21 protein-coding genes are annotated in these 21,288 nt (G+C 60.5%); 18 read left to right on the top strand and 3 right to left on the bottom strand.

Features of this window, described 5'->3' with window-relative positions:
* Positions 1-62: 62 nt before the first annotated feature.
* From rpsB to I2E13_RS02575, 10 genes are all read left to right on the top strand, one after another.
* Positions 63-791: a 30S ribosomal protein S2 gene (gene rpsB, locus I2E13_RS02620; protein ID WP_006236109.1), complete on the top strand. Its 729-nt coding sequence runs from the start codon at positions 63-65 to the stop codon at positions 789-791.
* A gap of 45 nt (positions 792-836) precedes the next feature.
* The gene (tsf, locus tag I2E13_RS02615) at positions 837-1,706 is read left to right on the top strand and encodes a translation elongation factor Ts (protein ID WP_022094736.1); all 870 of its coding nucleotides are present in this window, start codon (positions 837-839) and stop codon (positions 1,704-1,706) included.
* Between the two features lie 118 nt (positions 1,707-1,824).
* A complete protein-coding gene (gene pyrH / locus I2E13_RS02610; RefSeq protein WP_035138557.1) occupies positions 1,825-2,547 on the top strand; it encodes a UMP kinase in 723 nt (240 codons plus the stop codon).
* Positions 2,548-2,549: 2 nt separating this feature from the next.
* A complete protein-coding gene (frr, locus tag I2E13_RS02605) occupies positions 2,550-3,086 on the top strand; it encodes a ribosome recycling factor (protein ID WP_055250029.1) in 537 nt (178 codons plus the stop codon).
* A gap of 1 nt (position 3,087) precedes the next feature.
* On the top strand, positions 3,088-3,882 hold the full coding sequence (locus I2E13_RS02600) for an isoprenyl transferase (RefSeq protein WP_117735162.1): 795 nt from the start codon (positions 3,088-3,090) through the stop codon (positions 3,880-3,882).
* Positions 3,883-3,884: 2 nt separating this feature from the next.
* The gene (locus tag I2E13_RS02595) at positions 3,885-4,784 is read left to right on the top strand and encodes a phosphatidate cytidylyltransferase (protein ID WP_253274573.1); all 900 of its coding nucleotides are present in this window, start codon (positions 3,885-3,887) and stop codon (positions 4,782-4,784) included.
* Positions 4,784-5,971: a 1-deoxy-D-xylulose-5-phosphate reductoisomerase gene (gene dxr, locus I2E13_RS02590; protein ID WP_195404102.1), complete on the top strand. Its 1,188-nt coding sequence runs from the start codon at positions 4,784-4,786 to the stop codon at positions 5,969-5,971. The genes I2E13_RS02595 and dxr overlap by 1 nt, the downstream gene beginning before the upstream one ends.
* A gap of 25 nt (positions 5,972-5,996) precedes the next feature.
* Entirely contained in the window at positions 5,997-7,358 is a 1,362-nt protein-coding gene (locus I2E13_RS02585) for a M50 family metallopeptidase (protein ID WP_195404101.1), read from the top strand.
* 13 nt (positions 7,359-7,371) lie between these two features.
* Positions 7,372-8,454 (top strand): flavodoxin-dependent (E)-4-hydroxy-3-methylbut-2-enyl-diphosphate synthase, encoded by a 1,083-nt coding sequence (gene ispG / locus I2E13_RS02580; protein ID WP_195404100.1) that lies wholly within the window; start codon positions 7,372-7,374, stop codon positions 8,452-8,454.
* Positions 8,455-10,176, top strand: coding sequence for a proline--tRNA ligase (locus I2E13_RS02575; RefSeq protein WP_229057793.1), 1,722 nt, complete (start codon positions 8,455-8,457; stop codon positions 10,174-10,176).
* Between the two features lie 178 nt (positions 10,177-10,354).
* Here the strand turns inward: I2E13_RS02575 and I2E13_RS02570 are convergent, their stop codons facing one another.
* The 3 genes from I2E13_RS02570 to rpmB all read right to left on the bottom strand — a co-directional run bounded on the left by I2E13_RS02570 (position 10,355) and on the right by rpmB (position 14,394).
* Positions 10,355-11,119 (bottom strand): aminoglycoside phosphotransferase family protein, encoded by a 765-nt coding sequence (locus I2E13_RS02570; RefSeq protein ID WP_006236119.1) that lies wholly within the window; start codon positions 11,117-11,119, stop codon positions 10,355-10,357.
* Positions 11,120-11,207: 88 nt separating this feature from the next.
* Positions 11,208-13,856, bottom strand: coding sequence for a bifunctional acetaldehyde-CoA/alcohol dehydrogenase (gene adhE / locus I2E13_RS02565; RefSeq protein WP_117797767.1), 2,649 nt, complete (start codon positions 13,854-13,856; stop codon positions 11,208-11,210).
* A gap of 349 nt (positions 13,857-14,205) precedes the next feature.
* Positions 14,206-14,394, bottom strand: a complete 189-nt coding sequence (rpmB, locus tag I2E13_RS02560; RefSeq protein WP_022094725.1) for a 50S ribosomal protein L28 — start codon at positions 14,392-14,394, stop codon at positions 14,206-14,208.
* A 451-nt stretch (positions 14,395-14,845) separates the two neighbouring features.
* Between rpmB and pyrR the strand changes: the two genes are divergently transcribed.
* The 8 genes from pyrR (at position 14,846) to gmk (ending at position 21,287) form a co-directional block, all read left to right on the top strand.
* Positions 14,846-15,430 (top strand): bifunctional pyr operon transcriptional regulator/uracil phosphoribosyltransferase PyrR, encoded by a 585-nt coding sequence (gene pyrR, locus I2E13_RS02555; protein WP_117800135.1) that lies wholly within the window; start codon positions 14,846-14,848, stop codon positions 15,428-15,430.
* Between the two features lie 4 nt (positions 15,431-15,434).
* Positions 15,435-16,379: an aspartate carbamoyltransferase catalytic subunit gene (locus I2E13_RS02550; protein WP_035138537.1), complete on the top strand. Its 945-nt coding sequence runs from the start codon at positions 15,435-15,437 to the stop codon at positions 16,377-16,379.
* Positions 16,363-17,652 (top strand): dihydroorotase, encoded by a 1,290-nt coding sequence (locus I2E13_RS02545; protein WP_117637247.1) that lies wholly within the window; start codon positions 16,363-16,365, stop codon positions 17,650-17,652. Before I2E13_RS02550 ends, I2E13_RS02545 begins: the two co-directional genes overlap by 17 nt.
* Positions 17,653-17,768: 116 nt before the next feature.
* Positions 17,769-18,536, top strand: coding sequence for a dihydroorotate dehydrogenase electron transfer subunit (locus tag I2E13_RS02540; RefSeq protein ID WP_117564270.1), 768 nt, complete (start codon positions 17,769-17,771; stop codon positions 18,534-18,536).
* A 14-nt stretch (positions 18,537-18,550) separates the two neighbouring features.
* Positions 18,551-19,459 (top strand): dihydroorotate dehydrogenase, encoded by a 909-nt coding sequence (locus I2E13_RS02535; protein WP_195404123.1) that lies wholly within the window; start codon positions 18,551-18,553, stop codon positions 19,457-19,459.
* A complete protein-coding gene (pyrF, locus tag I2E13_RS02530; RefSeq protein ID WP_117564271.1) occupies positions 19,453-20,169 on the top strand; it encodes an orotidine-5'-phosphate decarboxylase in 717 nt (238 codons plus the stop codon). Before I2E13_RS02535 ends, pyrF begins: the two co-directional genes overlap by 7 nt.
* A 239-nt stretch (positions 20,170-20,408) precedes the next feature.
* Complete coding sequence (gene mihF / locus I2E13_RS02525) at positions 20,409-20,717, top strand: integration host factor, actinobacterial type (protein WP_006236130.1); 309 nt, start codon at positions 20,409-20,411, stop codon at positions 20,715-20,717.
* Complete coding sequence (gene gmk, locus I2E13_RS02520; protein ID WP_099431806.1) at positions 20,718-21,287, top strand: guanylate kinase; 570 nt, start codon at positions 20,718-20,720, stop codon at positions 21,285-21,287.
* Position 21,288: the final 1 nt, after the last annotated feature.

Genomic DNA, 21,288 nt, shown 5'->3' with positions numbered 1-21,288 from the left:
CACATGTCCGGGTTGGTTTTGGAGGATGACCCCGCGCGGAGGCAAACCACAGGAGGTTTAACATGGCTACCAAGATTAATATCCGCACCCTGCTCGAGGCCGGCTGCCACTTCGGTCACCAGACCCGTCGCTGGAACCCCAAGATGAAGCCGTTCATCTTCGGTGAGCGCAACGGCATCTACATCCTCGACCTCAAGCAGACCATCCTCGACGCCGACCAGGCCTACACCTTCGTCAAGAACGTCGCCAAGGGTGGCAACGTGCTATTCGTCGGCACCAAGAAGCAGGCTCAGGAGGCCGTCAAGAACGCTGCTGAGCGCGCCAACATGCCTTACATCAACCAGCGTTGGCTCGGCGGTATGCTGACCAACTTCGTCACCATCCGCTCCCGCATCAACCGCATGGAGGAGCTCGAGGCCATGGTCGAGGACGGCCGCATGGCTGTTCTGCCCAAGAAGGAGCAGGCTGTTCTCGGCAAGGAGCTCACCAAGCTCCAGACCAACCTCGGTGGCGCCCGCGACATGAAGGGTCTGCCCCAGGCTCTCTTCGTCATCGACACCAAGCGCGAGGAGAACGCCATCAAGGAGGCTCAGCGCCTGAACATCCCCGTCGTCGCCCTGATCGACACCAACTCCGATCCCGACGAGGTCGAGTACGGCATCCCCTGCAACGATGACGCTATCTCCGCTGTCACCCTTATGTGCGAGCTCATGGCTGACGCCTGCCTCGCTGGCTCTGGTAAGGAGCAGGTCTCCGAGGCCGAGATGGCCGCTGAGCCCAAGGCCGAGTAAATCAGTCTTAGTTAATTCTTTTTCATCTCTTTGAAAGGAACCACAATGGCCCAGATTACCGCCGCTATGGTCAAGCAGCTCCGCGAGATGACCGACTCCCCGATGATGGAGTGCAAGAAGGCTCTCGTCGAGGCTGACGGCGACATGGACGCCGCTGTCGACGTTCTGCGTAAGAACGGCCTTGCCAAGGCTGCCAAGAAGGCTGGCCGTGAGACCAACGAGGGCGCTGTCGCCGCGTTCGTCTCCGAGGATGGCAAGACCGGCGCTCTGCTCGAGCTCTCCTGCGAGACCGACTTCGTTGGCTCTAACGCCAAGTTCACCGGCTTTGCTTCCAAGGTCGCTGAGGTTGTCGCTACCACCGAGCCTGCTGACGTCGACGCTCTGCTCGAGAAGCCGATGGGCGAGGAGACCGTTTCCTCCGAGCTCACCGAGATGATTCACATCATGGGCGAGAACATGAAGATCTCCCGCTTCGCTGCCCGCAAGGCTGAGAACGGCGCGCTCGCTTCTTACATCCACATGGGTGGTAAGATCGGCGTCCTCGTCGAGTTCGCCTTCGAGAAGGCTGAGACCGCTCAGGCTGAATCCTTCAAGACCTTCGCTCACGACGTTGCCCTTCAGGTTGCCGCTGTCGCCCCGATCTGCGCTACCCGCGATCAGGTTCCGGCCGAGACCGTCGAGCACGAGAAGCAGATCTACATGGCTCAGGCTGCCGAGTCCGGCAAGCCCGAGGCCATTCAGGAGAAGATGGCTGTCGGCCGTCTGGAGAAGTTCTACAAGCAGTCCGTGCTCACCGAGCAGGAGTTCATCAAGGACAGCTCCCTCACCATCAAGAAGTACGCAGAGCAGGTCTCCAAGGAGCTCGGCGACACCATTACCGTCGTTGCCTTTGACCGTCTGGTCCGTGGCGAGTAAATAAGCTCTTGTAGCTGGTAATGAGCAGGCTGTGGGTTTTACTCACAGCCTGCTTTTTCATGGCTCTTCTTAGAGCCTTTGATAGAATGTTGAGAGTTCAATCTAAAGGAGGATCGCTTTGTCCGACATCCGATATAAACGCGTGCTTCTTAAGCTTTCCGGCGAAGCGCTGATGGGCGACGGCCAATATGGCATCGACCCCAAGGTTACCGACCATCTTGCCAAGCAGGTCAAGGAGCTGCTCGCCGTTGGCCATGAGGTCGGCGTCGTTGTCGGCGGCGGCAATATTTTCCGCGGCATGGCCGGCGCTGCCGGTGGCATGGAGCGTGCTCAGGCCGACTACATGGGCATGCTGGCAACCGTTATGAACGCGCTCGCCCTGCAGGATGCCTTCGAGCATAACGATGTTCCCTGCCGCGTGATGAGCGCTATCCAGATGAACGAGATCTGCGAGCCCTATATTCGCCGTCGCGCCATCAACCACCTTTCCAAGGGCAACGTCGTTATTTTTGCCGCCGGTTCGGGCAATCCGTACTTTACGACCGACACCGCCGCGGCTCTTCGTGCGTGCGAGATCGGCGCCGAGATTCTGATTAAAGCCACCAAGGTTGACGGCATCTACGACAAGGATCCCGTCAAGTGCGCCGATGCCGTCCGTTTTGACAAGATTACCTATCACGAGGTTCTCGTCCGCGGTCTACAGGTTATGGATTCCACGGCTACGGCACTGTGCCAGGATAACCGTATGCCGATTTTGGTCCTCAACATCGATGGCGAGGACACCGTCAAGCGCGCGCTTTCGGGTGAGCCCGTCGGCACGCTCGTCTATCAGGAGGATTAAGCATGGCAGATAACATCACCGCCCATATGGACAAGTCGCTCGAGTCCCTCAAGCATAACTTCTCCAAGGTCCGTACCGGCCGCGCCAATGCCAACATTCTGTCCGACATCACCGTCGATTATTACGGTGTTCCCACGCCGGTCACGCAGGTTGCCGCCGTCAAGACCCCCGAGGCCCACATGCTGCTCATCGAGCCGTGGGACAAGGCACTCATCAATGCTATCGTCAAGGCCATCGGCGCTTCCGATCTGGGTATTACCCCCAACTCCGATGGCACCGTCGTTCGTCTTCCGTTCCCGGCTCCCACTGAGGAGCGCCGTCGCGAGCTCGTCAAGGAGTGCCGCGAGTACGCCGAGCAGGCCAAGGTGTCTATCCGTAACATCCGTCGTGACTTCAACAACAAGCTCGAGCGCGATGAGGAGCTCACCGAGGACGATGTCCGTCGCGAGCAGGCCAAGGTCCAGAAGCACACCGATGAGTATGTCGCCAAGGTCGAGGAGCTTCTGAAGGAAAAAGAAGCCGAGGTCATGGAGATCTAAGGTGCAATACGACGAGCATAAACTGGTCGAGTACTTTGCCGACGCCCCTGCGGGCGTCGGTTTTTCCGACCTTGACCTCAATAACATTCCGCACCATATCTCGTGCATCATGGACGGCAACGGTCGCTGGGCCACGTCGCGCGGTCTTGCGCGCACTGAGGGCCACAAGGCGGGTATCGTCTCCCTTCGTGAGATTATTACCGCCTGCGTGCGTCTGGGCGTCGACGTGCTTTCTGCCTATGCGTTTTCGACCGAAAACTGGAATCGCCCTCAGCACGAAGTCAACGTTCTGATGCACCTGTTTGCCAAGACGTTCATCGACGAGCTGCCGCTTCTGAAGCGCGAAAACGTGCGCGTTGTCTTTTTGGGTGACATTTCCGCGCTGCCCAAGAAGACCCGCGACGTTTTTGAACGCGGTCTTGCTGAGTGCGCCGATCACACCGGCATGACGCTGGCGCTTGCCGTCAACTACGGCGCGCGTGCCGAGATTACCCGCGCTGTCCGTCAGATCGCACTCGACGCTGCCGCCGGTAAGATCGATCCTGCCGCAATTGATGACGACATGGTGGCTTCCCACCTCTATACCGCCGGCCTTCCCGATCCTGAGCTTGTGATTCGCACTTCTGGTGAGCTGCGCCTTTCGAACTATCTGCTGTGGCAGGTGGCTTATTCCGAATTCTACGTCACCGATACCTATTGGCCCGACTTTGATCGTTGGGGCCTTGTCGACGCCATTTTGGCCTATCAGGGCCGTGACCGTAGGTTTGGTGGTCTGAGCAAGACCGAGGAGGCTTAATCGTGTCCGATCGTCCCAAGGCAACTGCTCCCAAGACATCTGAGCGCAAGGCTGTCGCTGCGGGAGCGCCCGCAGCGAAGAATGGCACCGGTTCGTGGCTTGCGGGCTTTATCACCCGTGCCGCCGCCGGTATCGTTTACGCCGTTGTCTTTATCCTGTGCCTGGTTTTGGGTATCGTGCCCACGGCCATCTTTGTTTCTGTCATGAGCGGTCTGTGCTGCTATGAGTTTTTCCGTATGACGAGGCTCGATGGCAAGATGGCTAACGAGCGCATGGGTATCGCTGCCGCCGTACTCTTTCCGCTGTCGGCGTTGGGCGATTCGATGTTGCTGAATGCCCTGCTTTTTGCCCTGATGCTCGCTGTGGGCATTTGGTATGTCTGGTCGCCGCGTACCCGCATCTCTGATGTGGCCGTGACGCTCATGGGTCCCATCTACACTGGCTTTATGCTGTCGGCTATCGTGCTGCTGCGCGATGCCGTGCCCGGTTTTGCCGGCGCCTTGCTTTCGGTGGGCGTTTGCGCGTCCCTTTGGGTCTCCGATTCGTTTGCCTACATCGTGGGCAGCCGTATCGGCAAGCACAAGATGGTTCCCAAGATCTCTCCTAAAAAGAGCTGGGAGGGATTTGTCGGCGGCATTCTGGGCTCGGTTTTGATTTGGCTCATCCTGTGGGCGACGCACTTCTACAAACTCAGCCTGCCCTATGCGCTGCTGTGCGGCTTGGTCGTGTCCATCCTGGGCGTTATCGGCGACCTCATTGAGTCGCGCATCAAGCGTGGCGTGGGCGTCAAGGATTCCGGCAACCTTATCCCGGGCCATGGCGGCATGCTCGACCGTAGCGACTCGCTTATCTTTGGCTGCATTACCGCGCAGCTGCTTTTGATGATCGGGGGCGTGCTGTAATGTCATTCCAGACGACGTATGGCTCCGATGGACGCCTTCGTGTTGCCATCCTGGGTTGTACGGGCTCTATCGGCACGCAGGCACTCGACGTGTGCCGTCAGCATGCCGATCGACTGCAGGTAACGGCGCTGTCCGTCAATTCCAGCACCTCGGAGCTCGTTGCCGCCGCCCGCGAGTTCTCGGTTCCGGCCGTTGCCGTGGCCGACTCCGCCCACGGTGCGGACGCCGTGCTGCAGGAGCTGCCCGAGGGCACGGAGCTCGGTGTTGGTGCGCAGGCGGTTTGTGAGCTCGCACGTCGCGATGATGTCGACTGTGTGCTTGTTGCCATTGTGGGCGCTGCCGGGCTCGAAGCGAGCCATGCGGCCTTGACCTCGAATAAGCGTCTTGCCCTTGCCAACAAGGAGTCCCTCGTCGTCGGTGGCGACTTGCTTATGCCGTTGGCGCAACCGGGCCAGCTTATTCCAGTTGACTCTGAGCACTCCGCCATCTACCAGTGCTATCTGGGGGAGAACCCACGCGAGGCTCATTGTATTTGGCTCACCTGCTCGGGCGGTCCGTTCTTTGGCCGCACGCGCGACGAGCTCAATCGCGTGACGCGTGCCGATGCCCTCGCACATCCCACGTGGGCCATGGGTGCCAAGATCACCATCGACTCCGCCACCCTCATGAACAAGGGTCTGGAGCGCATTGAGGCCATGCATCTGTTTAACTGCGACCTCGATTTCATTAACGTGGTCGTGCAACGTCAGTCCAAGATTCACTCTATGGTCGAGTTTGCCGACGGCTCCGTGATGGCGCATCTCGGTGCTTCCGACATGCGTATTCCCATCCAGTTCGCGTTCTCGTATCCCGAGCGTTGGGATACCCCGGCGCCTCGTATCGATTTCCGCGAGCTGGGACAGCTCACGTTTGATGCTGCCGACATGGATACCTTCCGCTGTCTGGCACTGGCCGAGCGTGCCGGCAAGACGGGTGGCACCATGCCGTGCGTGCTCAATGCCGCCAACGAGGTCGCCGTCGATGCCTTCCTGCACGATGGCTGCAGCTTTACCGATATCGATCGCATTGTGGAATCCTGCATGGATGCCCACGATATGCAGGCGGTCGATTCGTTTGAGCAGCTTCGCGACATCGATGCGTGGGCGCGTGAAAAAGCTGCGCAGGCGCTCGCCGCAACCCGTTCCTAACCCATAAGGATTGCTTTTTCGTTTTATGGATACTGTTCTGAGCGTTCTTTCATCGGTCTTTTGGGGCCTGCTGATGCTTTCCGTCCTCGTGTTTTTGCACGAGGGCGGCCACTTTTTGGCGGCGCGTGCCTGCGGCGTCCGTGTGACCGAGTTCTTTTTGGGCCTGCCGTGCCGCTTTGACATCCATTACACGTCGCGTCGCATTGGAACCAAGTTTGGCGTGACCCCGCTGCTGCTGGGTGGCTACGCTGCCATCTGCGGTATGGATCCGACCGATGTCTCGTGCGCCGATCGCGTGCTCGCGGCTATCTACCGTCATGGTCGCGTGACCGTGGCCGACCTTGCTGTCGAGCTCGAGCTTTCCGAGGAGGATGTGCTCGAGGCATGCGCCTTGCTCTTGGGTTGGGGCTCTATCGCGCCTTGGTATGAGGAAGGGGAGAAGCCCTCGCCGAGCTACTATCCCACCAAGTATCAGACGCTGCCACGAGATGCGGCGGGTTACACCACCTTTGACGGCCGCCGTTTCGATCGAGAGCATGCGACTACCGAGGGCGATGTGTGGGAGCTGCCGTGCGGCGAGGCCGAGTTCCTTGCACAAGAGCGTTCGCACACCTATCTTGGCCAGGGCTTTCTCAAGCGCGCCTTTATGCTGCTCGCGGGCATTCTCGTCAATATCCTGACGGGCTTTTTGCTGCTTATGAGCATCTACTCTATTGCGGGTGTCACCGTGCCGATGGATACCAACGTGATCGGTCAGGTTGACGAGGGGTCTATTGCCGCCAAGGCGGGTATCGAGGGCGGCGACGCGATCCTTTCGGTTGACGGAGTATCGTGCTCTACCTGGATGGACGTTTACGATGCCATCGGTAAGGCTGCCGGTAAGGACGATATCGCCATCGAGTACGAGCGTGACGGCAAGCAGCATTCGACCGCGGTTGCGCTCAAAGAGGACGAGCGCCTAGGTGTGTATGCCTCTACGCAGGTGGTCCGTTTAGACCCCATCACGTCGGCTCGACTTTCGTTCTCCTATGTCGTGCAGACAGCGGAGGGCGTGATGCGCCTGCTCCAGCCGCAGCATACGATGGAGATTCTCGATCAGTCTTCTTCGATCGTGGGCATTAGCGTTATGTCCTCACAGGCTGCTGCTGCCGGCCCTGCCACGTTCCTTTCGTTTGCCGCCCTCATTTCGTTCTCGCTTGGCTTTATGAACCTGCTGCCCATCCCACCACTCGATGGCGGCAAGCTGGTCATCGAGATCATTCAAAAGATTGCTGGCCGCGAGCTTCCGCTCAAGGTCCAGACGATTGTGAGCTATGTGGGCATCGCGCTCTTTGTGCTGCTGTTTGTCTATATGCTTCGTTCCGACATCCTTCGATTTATTCTGTAGGGGAGTGTTTGGATTGTCTTTATCCCATCCTTTGCCTCGCGAGTTGACGTGCCCCGTGCATGTGGGCGGCGTGCAGATCGGTGGCGGCGCTCCGGTCGTGGTTCAGTCCATGACCTGCACCGATACCGCTGATGCCCAGGCAACGCTTGCGCAAGTGTGCGCGTTGGCGCAGGCTGGCTGCGATATCGTGCGCGTGAGCGTGCCCACCGAGGCCGCGCTTGAGGGTTTTCGCACCATCTGTGCCGAGTCTCCGGTGCCGATCGTTGCCGATATTCACTTTAACCATAAACTCGCCATCGGCGCCGTCGAGGCTGGTGCCGCCAAGCTTCGCATCAATCCCGGCAATATCGGCGATTGGGCCAAGGTTGACGCGGTGATTGATGCTGCGGGTGCCGCTGGGTGCGCGATTCGCATTGGCGTGAACGCGGGCTCGCTTGAGCAGGATATCGCCGAGCGCGATGACCTCACGCAGCCCGAAAAGCTCGTGATGTCTAGCGAGCGCTTTGTGCGGCACTTTGAGGATCGTGGGTTTACCAACATTGTGCTTTCCGCCAAGGCCCATAGCGTACAGACGACGCTCGATACCTATCGAGCCCTGTCGCGTGAGATTCCACACGTTCCGCTTCATCTGGGCGTTACGGAGGCCGGTACCAAGCTCCAGGGCACCATCAAGAGCTCTGTAGGCTTGGGTATCTTGCTTTCCGAAGGCATTGGCGACACCATGCGTGTGTCGCTCACAGCTGATCCGGTTGAGGAGCCGCCGGTTGTCTGGGGTATTCTGCAGTCGTTGGGCCTGCGTCGCCGTGGCCCCGAGATTGTCTCGTGCCCCACGTGCGCCCGCTGCCAGGTTAACCTTATTCCCATTGCCGAGGAGGTTACCGAGCGGCTTAAGAACTACTCCGCGTCGCTTTCGATCGCTGTGATGGGATGTGCCGTTAATGGCCCCGGCGAGGCTTCTGATGCCGATCTGGGCGTTGCTTGCGGACGTGGTCAGGCCTTGCTCTTTTCGCATGGCCAGATCATTGGTAAAGTAGCTGAGGACCAAATTGTCGACGCGCTTATGGCAGAGGTCGACAAACTTATTGAGGAGAAATAAATGACTCGAGCAATGTATATGTCTAAGCTCTATGCGCCGACGCTTAAAGAGGATCCGGCGGACGCTGAGCTCGCCAGCCACCGCCTGCTGCTCCGTGCCGGCATGATCCGCAAGGAGGCCGCCGGTCTGTATTCTTATCTGCCGCTCGCATGGCGCTCGATCCGCAAGATCGAGAACATCGTGCGCGACGAGATGGATGCTGCCGGCGCCCAGGAGCTTATGATGCCTATCATGGTCGATGCCGAGCTGTGGCGTGAGTCCGGCCGTATCGATGCCTATGGCAAGGAGCTTGTGCGCTTTGACGACCGTCATGGTCGCGAGTTCGTCCTGGGCCCCACGCACGAGGAGACCGTCACGGCCCTGGTGCGCAACGAGCTGCGCTCCTACAAACAGCTGCCCGTCAACCTGTACCACATCCAGGATAAGTTCCGCGACGAGTTCCGTCCCCGCTTTGGCCTGATGCGCGGCCGTGAGTTCATCATGAAGGACGCCTACAGCTTCTCTGCCACGCAGGAGAGTCTGCAGGAGGAGTACGACAAGATGAAGCAGGCCTACGCCAACATCTGTGAGCGCTGCTACATCAAGGCCCTGCCCGTTGTCGCCGACTCCGGCGAGATCGGTGGCGATACCTCCGTCGAGTACATGGCTTTGGCCGACGCCGGCGAGGCTTCGCTCGTCTACTGCGATGATTGCGGCTTCGCCGCCGACGATGAGGCTGCAAGCACCAAGGTCATCGTGACCGAGGGTCCTGGCGACGGTACGCTTACCAAGGTCGAGACTCCGGGCATGGGCACCATCGAGGCTGTTGCTAAGTTCTTTGGGTTCCCCGAGAACGGCACGCGAAAGTCGCTGGCGCTCATCGACGCCGAGGGCAAGCCGGTCGTGGCCATTGTCCCGGGCGACCACGAGCTCAACGATTGCAAGGCCGAGCATGTCTTTGGCAAGGGCTATCGCATGATGACCGACGAGGAGCTCCAGACCTACGGTCTGCATAAGGGCTTTATCGGACCGGTTAACTTGCCCGAGGGCATCCGCCTGGTGTGCGACGAGAGCCTGCGTGAGTCCAAGCAGTGGGCCTGCGGCGCCAACGAGGTCGACTATCACTTTACCGGTGCCTGCCCCGAGCGTGACTTTACCGTCGACGAGTGGGCCGACCTGGTCACCGTCGTGGCCGGCGATCCTTGCCCACACTGCGGCAAGCCCCTCTCCGCTGCTCGCGGTATCGAGGTCTCCCAGGTCTTCCAGCTGGGCACCAAGTATTCCGAGGCCATGGGTGCCACCTTTATGGATGAGGACGGCAAGGAGAAGCCGCTTATCATGGGTTGCTACGGCGTTGGTGTGTCCCGCTCGCTTGCTGCCGTCGTGGAGCAGCACAACGACGAGCACGGCATCGTCTGGCCGGTCTCCGTTGCCCCGTACGAGGTCGCGGTGATTCCGCTCGATCCCAAGAAGGAAGAGTGCGCTACCGTCTGCGAGCAGATCGTTGATGGCCTGTGTGCCGAGGGTATCGAGGTCGTCGTCGACGATCGCGATGAGCGTCCGGGCTTTAAGTTTGCCGATAACGACCTCATGGGCTTCCCGTATCAGGTGGTTTTGGGCAAGCGCGGCCTTAAGAATGGCACCGTTGAGCTCAAGGACCGTTCCACGGGCGAGCGCGAGGACGTGGCGATCGACGAGGTCGTCGCCAAGGTTGCCGAGCTTGTTAAGGCGGCTCGCCGTTAATCGACGATTTCGCTTGTAGTTCGATATACGGGACGGCCCCGCATTTCTCCAGATAGGGGAGATGCGGGGCCGTCATTTTACCTTGCCTGCGTGCTCAATCGCTAAAAGGAAAACCCCACAGCCCATATGAGCTGCGGGGTCTTCTTGTGCCTCCGATGCGAAATAAATCGCTCAGATATTACTGATAATCGACGACGTCGATCCAGTTCTTAAGGAACTCATCGTTCACGTTGCGCTTACGAGCGAGCTCGGAAGCGGCGACGATGCTCGTCCACTGACGCACGACCTGCATGGGCATGTCGGCGCGGTCGCAGTAGAGCTCCAGGTAGGCCTCGGCCTGGTCCTTGCTGTTGAGGGCAAAGAGCAGGTAGGTGGTGGCAACGTCGGCAGCAGGGGAGCCCTGGGTAGCGTGTGCCCAGTCGCACACATAGAGCTGGCCGTCGTCGCCGACGATGACGTTGGAGGGGTTGAAGTCGCCGTGGCAGACCTTGAACTCCTTAGTCATGCCGTCCAGACGCTCCTGAAGGTTGTAGCGCGTGGTGGCATTGAGCTGATCAAGGCTGTCGATCATGCGGGCGAACTTGTCGCGCTGACGGTTGAGCAGCGGGGAGGTGTAGCCGTGGATCTCGATCTGGAGGTCGACGAACATCTCGAGGTACTCACCAAAGCGCTGGGGCTCGGCAGTCATCTTCTCGGCAAGGGTGGTGCCCGGAACCTTCTCGGTCACGAGCGCCCAGCCGTTGGCGTTCTCGAGCTGGGAAACCTCGAGCGCCTTGGGGCTGCGGATGCCGCACTCATTGATGCGGGCAAGATTCAAAGCCTCGTTGAACACGTCGGAGACAGGCTTGGTCTCGTTAAAGACCTTGACGATCTTGTCGCCCAGGTCGTAAACGACCTTGTTGCCACGGCGGACGAGCTCGGTCTTGGAATCGGGTAGCAGCATGGTTGCATCCTTTCAACGATGCGATAGAAGCGACGGCGGGGGTATGTGAAACACCCGTGCACCCCCGCCGTTAAAAACCGTGCTAAAACTAGCAGACGGCGTAGTCCTGGGGCTCGCGGCCGTAGTAGGCGTCCAGGTAGAGCTCCTTGATCTCGCTCATGAGCGGGTAGCGCGGGTTAGCGCCGGTGCACTGGTCGTTGAATGCCTGCTCGGTCATCTCGTCGAGGGTGTCGAGGAAGTACTGCTCGTCAACACCGTAGTCGGCGATGGTCTTCTTGACGCCGATGAAGTCCTTGAGCTCCTCGAGCTTCGTGATGAAGTTCTCGAAGACCTCCTTGTCGTCCTTGCCCTCGATGCCGCAGTACTTGGCCATCTCGGCGTAGTTGTGCAGCGCGTTGGGGTAAGGATACTGGGAGAAGGTACCCATCTTGACGGGAGCCTCGGCGGCGTTGTAGCGCATGACGCGGGTCAGGATGACGGCGTTTGCGAGGCCGTGAGGCAGGTGATGGAAAGCGCCGAGCTTGTGGGCCATGGAGTGGTTGAGGCCCAGGAAGGCGTTGGCGAAGGCCATACCGGCCATGCAGGAGGCGTTGTGCATCTCCTCGCGGGCATGCGGGTCCTTGGCGCCGTTCGTGAAGCTGGAGGGCAGGTTCTCGAAGACGAGCTTAGCAGCGCGCTCGGAGAGGCCCTTGGTGTAGTCGGAAGCCATGATGGAGACGTAGGACTCGATGGCGTGGGTCATGACGTCGATGCCGGAGGCAGCGGTCAGGCCGCGCGGGGCGGTCATGCAGTTGTCGGCGTCGACGATAGCCATGTTGGGGAGCAGCGCGTAGTCGGCGAGCGGCCACTTGATGCCGGTCTCCTTGTCGGTGATGATGGCGAACGGCGTGCACTCGGAACCGGTGCCCGAAGAGGTCGGGACGGCGACGAAGTAGGCCTTCTTGCCCATCTCGGGGAAGGTGAAGATACGCTTGCGGATGTCCATGAAGTCCATGGCCATGTCCTCAAACTTGCACTCGGGGTGCTCGTACATCATCCACATGATCTTGCCGGCGTCCATAGCGGAGCCACCGCCGACGGCGATGATGACGTCCGGCTCAAAGAGAGCCATCTGCTTGGCGCCGCGACGTGCGCACTGCAGCGACGGATCGGGCTCGACGTCGTAGAAGCAGTCGTGGGCGATGCCCATCTCGTCGAGCTTGGCCTCGATGGCGCGGGTGTTGCCATTCTTGAAGAGGAACTGGTCGGTGACGATGAAGGCGCGCTTCTTGCCCATGACGTTGCCAAGCTCGTCGAGGGCGACGGGCGTGGAACCCTTCTTGAAGTAGACCTTCTCGGGAGCGCGGAACCACAGCATGTTCTCACGGCGCTCGGCCACAGTCTTAACGTTGATCAAGTGCTTCACCCCAACGTTCTCGGAGACGGAGTTGCCGCCCCAGGAGCCGCAGCCCAGGGTCAGAGACGGCTTCATGCCAAAGTTGTACAGGTCACCGATGCCGCCGTGCGAGGACGGGGTGTTGATGACGATACGGCAGGCCTTCATGACGTGCTCGAACAGGCTGATCTTCTCGGCCTGGGCAGGGTGCACGTACAGAGAGGCGGTGTGGCCCGGGCCACCGGCGAGCACCAGGTGCTCGGCCTTGTCGACGGCCTCCTGGAAGTCCTTGGCGTGATACATGGCCAGGACCGGGGAGAGCTTCTCGTGGGAGAACTCCTCCTTGGCGGGGTCGGTGGAGGTGACCTCGGCGATCAGGATCTTGGTCTTGGCAGGAACCTCGATGCCGGCGAGCTCGGCGATCTTGGCGGCAGCCATGCCGGGGATGCGGTGATCGAGGGCACCGTTCTTGAACATGGCGGCACGCAGGGCCTCCATCTCGGCACCCTGCTTGACGAAGTAGCAGCCGCGCTTCTGGAACTCGGCCTTAACCTGGTCATAGATGGTGTCGATGACGGTCACGGACTGCTCGGAAGCGCAGATCATGCCGTTGTCGAAGGTCTTGGAGTGGATGATGGAGTTGACGGCGAGCAGCACGTCAGCGGTGTCGTCGATGACGACCGGGGTGTTACCGGCGCCAACGCCCAGGGCGGGCTTGCCCGAGGAGTAGGCGGCCTTGACCATGCCCGGGCCACCGGTGGCGAGGATGATGTCGACGTCGCGCATGACCATGTTGGTCAGCTCGATGGAGGGGACATCGACCCAGCCGATGATGCCCTCGGGGGCGCCGGCCTTGACGGCGGCGTCAAGCACGAGCTTGGCGGCGGCGATGGTGCACTTGGCGGCAGCCGGGTGCGGGGAGATGATGATGGCGTTGCGGGTCTTCAGGCTGATCAGCGTCTTGAAGATCGCGGTGGAGGTGGGGTTGGTCGTCGGGATGACGGCGCCCACGATGCCGATGGGCTCGGCGATCTTGGTGATGCCGTAAGCCTCGTCGCGCTCCAGGACACCACAGGTCTTGGTGTTCTTGTAAGCGTTGTAGATGTACTCTGCGGCGTAGTGGTTCTTGATGACCTTGTCCTCAAGAACGCCGCGGCCGGTCTCCTCGATGGCCATCTTCGCCAACGGGATACGAGCCTTGTTGGCGGCCATGGCGGCCTCATAGAAGATCTTGTCGACCTGCTCCTGCGTGTACGTAGCAAAAAGCGCCTGGGCCTCTCGCATCTGAGCGAGCTTAGCCTCAAGCGCCTCTACGTTGTCCACAATTGCGGGAGTAGTGTTTTCCGGTGACTTTTTCACCATTTGTGTCTCCTTGCGATCGGAGATTTACCCTACGTCTTGCATGATAGCAAGAAATTATTCGGCGAACGGTCAGATTCCTGTAAAAGGCACACTAAAACGCTTCAATATACTGAAGCGTTTTAACAAAACGATCCGCCTGCCGCATCGCCTCAATTATTGGGCGCAGGTCAAGCTACAAGGCATATCAGCTGGGCTAGGATCCCTTTGACATTCGCAAACACTCATTTAAATCCGTCCCCAATGAGTGCAAAAAGGCGCCCTCCGTGGGGGAGGACGCCTTTGGTAAGTTCTATATGAACGCGAGGTCTTTGACCCGGAGAGTCCGAGGTACTTGTTGGTAAGACCTTATTTAGGAGCGCGCAACCTTGCCGGACTTGAGGCAGGTGGAGCAAACGTTCATCTTGCGACGGTGACCATCGACGACGACGTAAACGCGCTGGATGTTGGGGCGGAACTTACGGTTGGTGACGCGGTGAGAGTGGCTGATGGAGCGACCGGCAACGGGGTGCTTACCGCAAACTTCGCAAACTTTGGACATAACTGACCCTCCTTGGGCGACAAACGAACATGTCGCGTTAACAAACAAGCCTGAACTATAGCACAGAAGTCACTCCCTGTGCGCAATCTACACAGAGATATTTCTCTTTTGGCGATAGTGCCCACGCCACGGCCCTGGACGTAGATCCGATTTGCGTGCAGCAGGGGGGATTATGCCAGCTCGCAACAAGGTTTTCAAGCTCGTCCCACAAATATATATAGGTTTATTGAGCGTAGGGCTCCGTTTACGGATTGCTCTGTATTTATGCTCGCAATTAAGCTCAAGGTTGGCTACACTATCCCTTGACCATTAAAGGGGTACGAGATACCCACATGGAATTACATAGCTGCCAAAGAGCAGCCCTTCCTGTGGGTGTCTGGTCCGCTTTGAGCGGTCGGGCATCTATTTTTTTGACTGTGTCAGCAGTCAAGACATGTGAGGAAGGAGATCGATGGGCACGACTTCCCCCAAGGCGGTCATCATGGACGAGACCGCCGTCAATCGAGCGATGACCCGCATCGCGCACGAGATTCTCGAGCGCAACGAGGGCTGTGAAGACCTCGCTCTGGTCGGCATCGTCACGCGCGGCGACCTTCTGGCAAAGAAGCTCGCCGAGGAGATCAAGGAGATCGAGGGCGTCGACGTTCCGCTCGGCAGCCTGGACATCAGCTTCTACCGCGATGACTATGCGACCAATTTCGCTCCCGCGATCCACGCTACCAACATTCCCTTCAGCGTCGACGGCAAGCGCGTCGTGCTGGTGGACGACATCCTGTATACGGGCCGTACCATCCGCGCCGCTCTGGACGCCGTTATGGACCTGGGCCGTCCGAGCCGTGTTGAGCTGGCAGTCCTCGTTGACCGCGGCCACCGCGAGCTCCCCATCTCGCCGGACTTTGTCGGCAAGAACGTTCCCTCGTCGCATGAGGAGAACGTGCACCTATATATGAAGGAAGTCGACGGCCACACCGCCGTCGAGATTAACGACGTCGCGCCGGGTTCCCACGTGGGCTCCGCGCCGCTGGGAGGTGAGTAGTACCGTGGCGTTCAACCATAAGCACCTGATCGACATTACCGAGTACTCCGAAGAGGACATCAAGCTCATCCTCGAGACCGCCAAGGCGTTCTCCGAGGTCAACGAGCGTGCGATCAAGAAGGTCCCCACGCTCAAGGGCAAGACCATCGTCAACATGTTCAACGAGCCCTCGACGCGCACCCGCAGCTCCTTCGAGCTCGCCGAGAAGCGTCTTTCGGCCGACAGCCTTAACTTTGGCGGCTCCTCGACCTCCACGGTCAAGGGCGAGAGCCTCGTCGACACCGTCGAGACCCTCAACGCCTATAAGATCGACTGCATTGTCGTGCGCGATAAGCACGCCGGCGCTCCCTACATCGTCACGCAGAACTCGCCCGCAAGCGTCATCTGCGCCGGTGACGGCAAGCACAACCATCCCACGCAGGCCCTGCTCGACCTGTACACCATCTGGGAGCACAAGGGTGACTTCCACGGTCTGAAGGTCGCCGTCGTCGGCGATATCGCCCACTCCCGCGTCTGCGGCTCGCTGATCCCCGCCCTTAAGATCATGGGCTGCGAGACCTACGCCGTCGCCCCCGGCACGCTGCTGCCGCCGGCGCCCGAGGTTCTGGGCTGCGACCACGTGACGAGCGACCTCGATTCCGTCCTGCCCGAGCTGGACGTCGTCTACATGCTGCGCGTGCAACAGGAGCGCCTCGAGGGTGCCCCGTTCCCGACCATTCGCGAGTACCACAAGCTCTTCGGCCTGACCAAGGACCGCGAGAAGCTCATGAAGCCCGACGCGATCATCTGCCACCCGGGCCCCATCAACCGCGGCGTCGAGTTCGATTCCTATATGGCCGACCACCCGCAACGCTCCGTCATCCTGGAGCAGGTCTACGCCGGTATCTGCGTGCGTATGGCTATCCTGTATCTGCTGCTTGGAGGTGCCGATAATGGCCTTGCTTCTTAAGAATGCCCACGTCGTCGACCCGTCCGTCGAGCTTGACGGTGTCGTTGACGTCCTGATTGACGGCGACAAGATCGCTGAGGTCGGCGAGAATCTCGCCGTCGAGGGAGCCGAGGTCCGCGACCTTTCCGGCAAGTACCTCGTCCCCGGCCTGGTGGATATGCACGTTCACCTTCGCGAGCCCGGCTACGAGGTCAAAGAGGACATCGAGAGCGGCACCCGCGCAGCTGCCAAGGGCGGCTTTACCGGCGTGTGCGCCATGCCCAACACCGATCCCGTCACCGATAACGGCACTGTCGTGGAGTTCGTCAAGTCCCGCGCTGCCGAGGTCGGTCACTGCCGCGTCTATCCGTCGGGCGCCATGACCCGCGGTCTTAAGGGCGAGGCCATGTCCGAGATGGGCGATATGGTCGCCCACGGCGCCGTCGCCTTCACCGACGACGGCCGCGGCGTGCAGGGCGCAGGCATGCTCCGTCGCTGCATGGACTACGGCAAGATGTTCGGCAAGGTCTTTATGAGCCACTGCCAGGACGAGGACCTGGTCGGTCACGGCCAGATCAACGAGGGCAAGGTCTCGACCCGTCTGGCCCTCGAGGGCTGGCCGGCTGCCGGCGAGGAGCTCCAGATCGCCCGCGACATCGAGATTGCCAAGCTGACCGGTGCCAAGCTGCACATCCAGCACATCTCCACCGCTCATGGCCTGGAGCTCGTGCGTGCCGGTAAGGCTGCCGGTGTCCAGGTGACCTGCGAGGCCACCCCGCACCACATGTTCCTGACCGAGAACGACCTGGACGAGACCTACAACACCTCGCTCAAGGTCAATCCGCCGCTGCGCACCGACGAGGATGCCGAGGCCATCCGTCAGGGTGTCATCGACGGTACCGTCGACGCTATCGTTACCGACCACGCTCCCCACACCCCGTGGGAGAAGGCCCGCGAGTTCGAGCTCGCGCCCTTTGGAATGATTGGCCTCGAGACTTCGCTGTCGCTCGTGCTCACTGAGCTGGTCAACACGGGCAAGATGAGCGTGAGCCGCATGGTCGAGCTCATGGCCATCAAGCCGCGTGAGATTCTGGGCCTCGATCAGGTTCAGGTCAAGGCGGGCTCTGTCGCCGACCTGACCGTGTTCGACCCCTCCGCAACCTGGACGGTTGGCGAGGACGGTTACGAGTCGCGCGCCGAGAACTCCGGTTTTGCCGGCCGCACGCTCACCGGTCGTGCCACCGATGTATTTGTCGGTGGCAAGCAGACGCTCGCCGACGGCTGCATCTGCTAGCATAGCCTTATCGCTTTTGTGCGCGGCGCCCTTGCGGTGCCGCGCTTTCTGTTCGTTTAGACCATGCAACCGCATGGGGGATTGGAGCGTCTATGCCCACACCTTCCACTGCACGCATGCACGACTTCGAGGTCGTCTCGAACCGGGAGATCGCCGACGGCATCTTCTCGCTCGTCATCTCGGCCCCCAAGCTTGCAAGTGCGCTCAAGCCCGGTCAGTTTGTGAACATCGCCGTCCCCGGCGATGCGTCTTCTCTGCTTCGTGTGCCCTTGAGTTTCTACCGCGCCGACGCCGAGGCCGGCACCGTCGAGCTGTGGTACGCCGTCGTGGGCGACGATACCCGCCGTTTGTCCCAGATGGGCCCTGGCTCCACCTCTAACCTGTTGGGCCCCGGTGGCCGTGGCTGGATGGTACCCGAGGGCACCAGGAAGGCACTGCTCGTCGCCGGTGGCATCGGCGTTCCGCCTGTGCTGTGTCTTGCCGGCATGCTTGCCGAGCAGGGTGTTGATGTGGACGTGTGCCTGGGCTTTGGCACCGCTTCCAAAGTCGTGGGTGTCGATGAGTTCCGTGCGCTGGGCGCCACGGTTAACGTGTGCACCGACGACGGTTCGCTCGGCACGCACGGTTTTTGCACCGATCCGGCAGCCGAGCTGCTTGGAGAGGGCGGCTACGACTACGTCGCCAGCTGCGGCCCCGCCGTCATGATGAAGAAGGTCGCCGCCGCTGCCGCCGAGGCCGGTGTGTACTGCGAGGTGTCGCTCGAGCGTATGATGAGCTGTGGCTTTGGCGCCTGCAACACCTGCAATGTCGAGACGGTCGACGGTATGAAGGGTGCTTGTATGTGCGGCCCCGTGTTCGATGCTTCCAAGGTGGTGGTCTTCTAGTGGGTACCGTGAACATGGCCGTCGATTTCGGCGGCGTCAAGATGCAGAACCCCATTAACACCGCAGCCGGTACCTTTGGCTACGGTTGGCAGTTCCAGAACTTCTTTGATGTTTCCCAGCTGGGCGCCATTACCACCAAGGGCTGTGCCGCCGAGCCTTGGCCGGGCAACCCTGCGCCCCGCATGGCCGAGATTCCTGGCGGTATGATCAACTCCGTGGGCCTGCAGAACCCCGGTGTCGCCGCCTTTGCCCGTGAGTCCGGCCAGTGGCTCGAGCAGCTGTCCAAGGACGGTTGCCAGGTCATTTGCCAGGTTGCCGGGCACTCCGTTGATGAGTTTGTGCGCGCGCTCGAGATGTATGTCGAGCTATGCCCCTGGGCTGCCGGCTACGAGATCAACGTGAGCTGCCCCAACATCGCCGCCGGCGGTGCCGCCATGGGCTCCACGCCCGAGGGCGCCTCTTCCGTTATGGCTGCTTGCCGCAAGGTGACCGATAAGCCGCTGTTCGTGAAGATGGCGCCGGTCAACGTCGCCGAGATTGCCAAGGCCCTCGAGGCTGCCGGCGCCGACGGCCTTTCGGTCATCAACTCCATCCAGGGCATGGCCATCGACGTCCATACCCGCAAGTCCCGCGTGGCCAAGCCCAAGGGCGGCCTTTCTGGCCCGCTTTGCCACCACATCGCCGTGCGCATGGTCTGGGAGGTTGCCCAGGCCGTCGATATCCCCATCAACGGTGTCGGCGGTGTCATGACTGGCGAGGATGCGGCTGAGTTTATCCTGGCCGGCGCCACCTGCGTGTCGGTCGGCATGGCCAACTTCGTCGATCCGTGTGCTTCGCTTAAGATCGCGCATGAGCTCGAGGCCTGGGCCGAGTCCCAGGGCGTAAAGGACATCAACGAGCTGGTGGGTGCTTTCGAATGCTAGAGAATGATGCCCGCGACCGTGTTATCGTCGCCCTCGACTGCGACCGTGAGCGCGCGCTCGAGCTCGCCCACGAGCTTTCGGGCCATGCCGCCTGGCTCAAGGTCGGCATGACGCTCTATTACGCTGAGGGTCCCCAGATCGTCAAGACCTTTAAGGACCTTGGCTTTAAGGTCTTCCTCGACCTTAAGTTCCATGACATTCCGCATCAGGTGCGCGGCGCTGCCCGCTCGGCCTCGCTTGCCGGTGCCGACCTGCTTTCGGTCCATGGCCTGGGCTCGGGTGCTATGCTCGCTGCCTGCCGCGAGGGTGCCGAGGAGGCGCGTGAGGACCGCGCCAAGCTCGTCGCCATCACCGTGCTCACGAGCATGAATCAGGATGCCTTGAGCGAGATCGGCGTCGAGTCTCCCGTGGCCGAGGAGGCCGCCCGCTTGGCAAAGCTTGCTCAGGCCAACGGCATCGATGGCATCGTGTGCTCGCCGATGGAGGCTCACGACATGCGTGAGCTGCTGGGTCCTGATGCCCTGATCGTGACTCCGGGTGTGCGTCCGGTGGGTGCCGCCCTTGGTGACCAGTCCCGCGTGGCGACGCCTTCCCAGGCTATCGAGCGTGGCGCAAGCCACATTGTGGTGGGCCGTCCCATCACCGGTGCCGACGATCCGGTTGCCGCCTTTGACGCCATCGTCGCCGAGCTGGTCGAAAACGTCGCGTAAAAGATTCCCCTAAGTCACCACTTTTGGGTCTCATTAGCACAAAATAGCCCCTGTGCCTGCGTAAACTTTCCCATCCTTTGTGTGGAATCGCAGGTCAGGGGCTTAACTTTGGGCGCAGTATATTGCACTTTTTGCGGGTATCGTCTAACCTATGGAGCCGCGATTAGGCATTTTGTACGTTCTACGTGCTAAAATGCCAATTATTGAATCAGATATAACCCAACTATTTGGAGGTACGAATGGCACTCCCTCAGCTTACCGACGAGCAGCGCAAGCAGGCTCTTGAGAAGGCTGCTGCCGCACGTCACGCCCGCGCTGAGCTACGCGAGCAGATCAAGAAGGGCGAGAAGTCCCTCGAGTCCGTGCTCAACTCCGATGACCCCATCGCTTCCCGCATGAAGGTTTCCACCCTCATCGAGTCTCTCCCCGGTTATGGCAAGGCCAAGGCCGCCAAGATCATGGAGGAGCTCGGTATCTCCGCTACTCGTCGCGTCCAGGGCCTCGGTGTCCGTCAGCGCGAGCAGCTCCTCGAGCAGCTGACCAAATAAGTGAGCGCTCAGGATTCCAAGCTCTTTGTGATTTCTGGACCGTCAGGCGCAGGCAAGGGTACGCTCGTCACTCGTGTGCGCGAGCGCCGCTCGAACCTGGGTCTGACGGTTTCGGCTACCACGCGAGCACCACGCAAAGGTGAGGTCGACGGCGTCAACTACTTTTTTCTGACGCGCGAGGAGTTCGACCGCCGCGTGGCAAACGGTGAGTTTGTTGAGTGGGCCGAGGTCCACGGTAACTGCTACGGCACGTTGGTGAGCGAGGTCACATCCAAGCTCGCCTCGGGCTCGTCTCTGATTTTGGAGATCGATGTCCAGGGCGCCCTGCAGGTGAAGGAGCGTTTCCCCGAGGCCGTGCTGATCTTTATCAAGCCGCCTTCGCTTGAGGTGCTCCGCGAGCGTCTAGTCGGTCGCGGTACCGAGACGCCCGAGACGATTGAGCTGCGTATGGCAAACGCCGCCGATGAGCTTGCCCTTGCCGACCGCTACGACGACGTCGTGGTGAATGACGATCTCGACCGCGCGACCGATGAGCTCGTTCGCGTTCTCGATATGCATGAAAGGATCTGAG

Origin of the sequence: Collinsella aerofaciens (assembly GCF_015554145.1) — a bacterium.
Classification (GTDB): domain Bacteria; phylum Actinomycetota; class Coriobacteriia; order Coriobacteriales; family Coriobacteriaceae; genus Collinsella; species Collinsella aerofaciens_AA.
This window is presented reverse-complemented; position numbering and strand designations above follow the sequence as displayed.

Excerpts from the sequence above, each read along its gene's own strand:
- I2E13_RS02545 (WP_117637247.1), top strand. The coding sequence starts at position 16,363 with ATGGCCTTGCTTCTTAAGAATGCCCACGTCGTCGACCCGTCCGTCGAG.
- dxr (WP_195404102.1), top strand. The coding sequence starts at position 4,784 with ATGTCATTCCAGACGACGTATGGCTCCGATGGACGCCTTCGTGTTGCC.
- pyrR (WP_117800135.1), top strand. The coding sequence starts at position 14,846 with ATGGGCACGACTTCCCCCAAGGCGGTCATCATGGACGAGACCGCCGTC.
- pyrF (WP_117564271.1), top strand. The coding sequence starts at position 19,453 with ATGCTAGAGAATGATGCCCGCGACCGTGTTATCGTCGCCCTCGACTGC.
- I2E13_RS02540 (WP_117564270.1), top strand. The coding sequence starts at position 17,769 with ATGCACGACTTCGAGGTCGTCTCGAACCGGGAGATCGCCGACGGCATC.
- rpmB (WP_022094725.1), bottom strand. The coding sequence starts at position 14,394 with ATGTCCAAAGTTTGCGAAGTTTGCGGTAAGCACCCCGTTGCCGGTCGC.
- tsf (WP_022094736.1), top strand. The coding sequence starts at position 837 with ATGGCCCAGATTACCGCCGCTATGGTCAAGCAGCTCCGCGAGATGACC.
- rpsB (WP_006236109.1), top strand. The coding sequence starts at position 63 with ATGGCTACCAAGATTAATATCCGCACCCTGCTCGAGGCCGGCTGCCAC.
- I2E13_RS02535 (WP_195404123.1), top strand. The coding sequence starts at position 18,551 with ATGGCCGTCGATTTCGGCGGCGTCAAGATGCAGAACCCCATTAACACC.
- frr (WP_055250029.1), top strand. The coding sequence starts at position 2,550 with ATGGCAGATAACATCACCGCCCATATGGACAAGTCGCTCGAGTCCCTC.
- I2E13_RS02575 (WP_229057793.1), top strand. The coding sequence starts at position 8,455 with ATGACTCGAGCAATGTATATGTCTAAGCTCTATGCGCCGACGCTTAAA.
- adhE (WP_117797767.1), bottom strand. The coding sequence starts at position 13,856 with ATGGTGAAAAAGTCACCGGAAAACACTACTCCCGCAATTGTGGACAAC.
- I2E13_RS02585 (WP_195404101.1), top strand. The coding sequence starts at position 5,997 with ATGGATACTGTTCTGAGCGTTCTTTCATCGGTCTTTTGGGGCCTGCTG.
- mihF (WP_006236130.1), top strand. The coding sequence starts at position 20,409 with ATGGCACTCCCTCAGCTTACCGACGAGCAGCGCAAGCAGGCTCTTGAG.
- I2E13_RS02570 (WP_006236119.1), bottom strand. The coding sequence starts at position 11,119 with ATGCTGCTACCCGATTCCAAGACCGAGCTCGTCCGCCGTGGCAACAAG.